The following is a 3,152-nucleotide window of genomic DNA, read 5'->3' as shown; positions in this document are numbered from 1 at the left end:
CGAGCGGGCTGCCCCGCAGGGGCGAGCGAAGCGAGTCAATCCCCCCCTCACCGCCATATTTTAAGAAGAGCTCGTACGCAAGTACGGGCTTTTTTTTCGCATGTGGCACCCACCGGAGGGGATGAGAACCCCCGACCGGGGTTCGACTACTGGCAACGCCAGTTGGACAGACCGCGAGCCCGCGAGCGGGCTGCCCCGCAGGGGCGAGCGAAGCGAGTCAATCCCCCCCTCACCGCCATATTCGAGATGAGAGCCTGTACGCAAGTACGGGCTCTTTTCTTTTATATTCTCCGCCGGGGAGAGCCCCCCGAGAAAAGCCAATCCCGAAGCTAATCCTCTTCCATTCGCTGATACTCTTCGCTGAGGTAATCCACCAACGCCCTGACGGAGGGCAGCAGCCCGCGCCGTGAGGCAAATACCGCATGGATCACTTCCCGCCGCGGCTGCCACTCATCCAGTACCACCTCTAACTCCCCTGACGCCAGCTGATCGCGCACCATTAACAAAGGAAGCTGCACAACCCCTACGCCGGCCATCGCCACCTCGCGCAGCGCCAGCATATCGGTGGTCACCATTCGCGGCGTGAAATACACCTCCGCCCTTGCCCCCTCAGGCCCGGTAAGCTGCCATTTATGCTGATGCTTGTTCGCCCCCAGGCTGAGCCCAGGCCAGGCGCTCAGCTCAGACGGCGCCTGCGGACGTCCGAGCCGGGAAATCAGCTCCGGACTGGCCACCAGCCGGTGCCCTCGGTCCGCCAGCACACGCATCACCAAATCGCTGTCCTCGATAGGCCGGGGCCGGACGCGGATCGCCACATCAATGCCCTCCCCGACCACATCCACCCGGCGGTTGGTCGCCTCAAGATGCAAAGTGACCCCGGGATAGCGCGCCATAAATCGCGCCAGCATTGGTCCGATATGGACATGCAGCAAGGTGACCGGACAGGTGATCCTGACGCTGCCGCGCGGCTCGGCGCGCAGCGTGTCGACCGCCTGCTGCGCCGCCTCGGCCTCTATCAGCATCGCTTTGCAATGCTGGTAAAAGGTCTGCCCGACCTCGGTAACCGCGAACTGGCGAGTGGTTCGCTGAATCAAACGCACGCCCAGCCGCTCCTCGAGTTGCGCAATGCGGCGGCTGAGCTTGGATTTCGGCTGGTCAAGCGCTCGCCCTGCCGCGGCGAAACCGCCATGGTCCACGACCTGGACAAACCAGGCGAAGTCATTGAGATCCTGCATCCTTCCTCCATTGTTCCATTTTTGGAACAGTATAGGCCATTTTTGCTTACTACCGCACATGTCGTCCCGGATATAAGCTTATTCACATCAGATACCGATACACAGGAGAAAGCCATGAAACAGATTACAGGAGTCTACACCGCGCCCGCGCAGCATTGGGTAGGCGACGGCTTCCCGGTTCGTTCGATGTTTTCCTATCAGACGCACGGCCAGCAGCTGAGCCCCTTCTTACTGCTCGACTATGCCGGGCCGTACACCTTCCCGGCGGGCAGCGATAAACGCGGCGTCGGTGAGCATCCGCATCGCGGATTCGAAACCGTCACCATCGTCTACGCCGGAGAGGTAGAACATCGTGACTCCACCGGCCGTGGCGGGGTGATTGGTCCAGGCGACGTGCAGTGGATGACGGCGGGCGCCGGGATCCTGCACGAAGAGTTCCACTCGGAGGCCTTCACCCGCAGCGGCGGCGAGCTGAAGATGATCCAGCTGTGGGTCAACCTGCCCGCCAAAGACAAAATGGCGCCCCCCGGCTACCAGAGCATTACCGCCGGGACGATCCCCACCGTCGCGCTGACGAATGGCGCCGGACAGGTTCGGGTTATTGCCGGCCAGTATGACGACGTCAGCGGCCCGGCCCATACCTTCTCACCGCTTAACGTGTGGGATATGCAGCTGAATCAGGGGCGCGACCTCACGCTGCGCCAGCCGGAAGGCTGGAGTACCGCGCTGGTGGTACTGGAAGGGGAAGTGATCATCAACGGTTCCGAATCCGCCCGCGAAGGACAGCTCGCCGTCCTGAGCCAGGCAGGAGACGCACTGCATCTGGAGGCGACCGCCCAGGCAAAAGTTCTGCTGATGGCCGGCGAACCGCTGCAGGAGCCGATTGTGGGGTATGGCCCGTTTGTCATGAATAACAAAACGCAGATCGCAGAAGCCGTTCGCGATTTTAACAGCGGCCGCTTTGGCCAAATCTAACTGATTGAGGTGAATACTATGTCTACTCCCGCTAATTTTAACGGTGCTCGTCCGGTGATTGATGTCAACGATACCGCAATGCTGTTGATTGACCACCAGAGCGGCCTGTTCCAGACCGTCGGCGATATGCCGATGCCAGAGCTGCGCGCTCGCGCCGCCGCGCTGGCGAAGATGGCCTCGCTTGCCGGGATCCCGGTGATCACCACCGCCTCCGTGCCGCAGGGGCCGAACGGTCCGCTGATCCCGGAGATTCATGAGAACGCGCCGCATGCGCAATACATCGCCCGTAAAGGCGAGATCAACGCCTGGGATAACCCGGAATTCGTCGCCGCGGTGAAAGCGACCGGTCGCAAAACGCTGATTATCGCCGGGACCATCACCAGCGTCTGCATGGCCTTCCCGGCGATTGCCGCCGTCGCCGACGGTTATAAAGTGTTTGCCGTGATTGACGCTTCCGGCACCTACAGCAAAATGGCGCAGGAGATCACCCTGGCTCGCGTGGTACAAGCTGGCGTAGTGCCGATGGATACCGCCGCCGTCGCCTCTGAGCTGCAGCGCACCTGGAATCGCCCGGACGCAGCAGAATGGGCGGAGGTGTACACCAAAGTCTTCCCGGCCTACCAGCTGCTGATTGAAAGCTACAGCAAAGCGCAGGACGTGGTGAAGAATAACGAACAGCTTGATTCCCAGCGCTAAAACACCCGCCCCACTGCGTCGCAGCGGGGCATTGTTCATTGCGTGAGCGGTCGGTAAAGAAAGAAGAAAATATGCTTGACCGTTTTAACGCAACTCCCTATAGTAGCGCCCCGTTGCCCACCCAAGGTGAGCAGCAAGACAATATGGTGAGGTGTCCGAGTGGCTGAAGGAGCACGCCTGGAAAGTGTGTATACGGCAACGTATCGGGGGTTCGAATCCCCCCCTCACCGCCATATTTTAAGAAGA

Annotated in this window: 3 protein-coding genes and 1 tRNA gene; 3 read left to right on the top strand and 1 reads right to left on the bottom strand. The window is 60.8% G+C overall.

Annotated features, from left to right (window positions below; translation table 11 throughout):
• Positions 1 to 329 precede the first annotated feature (329 nt).
• Complete coding sequence (locus ACLEXF_RS25395; RefSeq protein ID WP_407259858.1) at positions 330 to 1,235, bottom strand: LysR family transcriptional regulator; 906 nt, start codon at positions 1,233 to 1,235, stop codon at positions 330 to 332.
• 114 nt (positions 1,236 to 1,349) lie between these two features.
• Here ACLEXF_RS25395 and ACLEXF_RS25390 point away from each other — a divergent pair, with 114 nt between their 5' ends.
• The 3 genes from ACLEXF_RS25390 (at position 1,350) to ACLEXF_RS25380 (ending at position 3,139) form a co-directional block, all read left to right on the top strand.
• The gene (locus ACLEXF_RS25390) at positions 1,350 to 2,210 is read left to right on the top strand and encodes a pirin family protein (protein WP_043523224.1); all 861 of its coding nucleotides are present in this window, start codon (positions 1,350 to 1,352) and stop codon (positions 2,208 to 2,210) included.
• An 18-nt stretch (positions 2,211 to 2,228) separates the two neighbouring features.
• Complete coding sequence (locus ACLEXF_RS25385) at positions 2,229 to 2,906, top strand: isochorismatase family protein (protein WP_004204521.1); 678 nt, start codon at positions 2,229 to 2,231, stop codon at positions 2,904 to 2,906.
• A 145-nt stretch (positions 2,907 to 3,051) separates the two neighbouring features.
• Positions 3,052 to 3,139, top strand: a tRNA-Ser gene (locus ACLEXF_RS25380).
• The last annotated feature ends 13 nt before the right edge of the window (positions 3,140 to 3,152 follow it).

This window comes from Klebsiella pneumoniae complex sp. WS1778, assembly GCF_049472055.1.
Taxonomy (GTDB): Bacteria; Pseudomonadota; Gammaproteobacteria; order Enterobacterales; family Enterobacteriaceae; genus Klebsiella; species Klebsiella quasipneumoniae.
This window is presented reverse-complemented; position numbering and strand designations above follow the sequence as displayed.

Bases quoted from the DNA above. Each gene is read 5' to 3' on its own strand.
- ACLEXF_RS25395 (WP_407259858.1), bottom strand. From the start codon at position 1,235: ATGCAGGATCTCAATGACTTCGCCTGGTTTGTCCAGGTCGTGGACCAT.
- ACLEXF_RS25385 (WP_004204521.1), top strand. From the start codon at position 2,229: ATGTCTACTCCCGCTAATTTTAACGGTGCTCGTCCGGTGATTGATGTC.
- ACLEXF_RS25390 (WP_043523224.1), top strand. From the start codon at position 1,350: ATGAAACAGATTACAGGAGTCTACACCGCGCCCGCGCAGCATTGGGTA.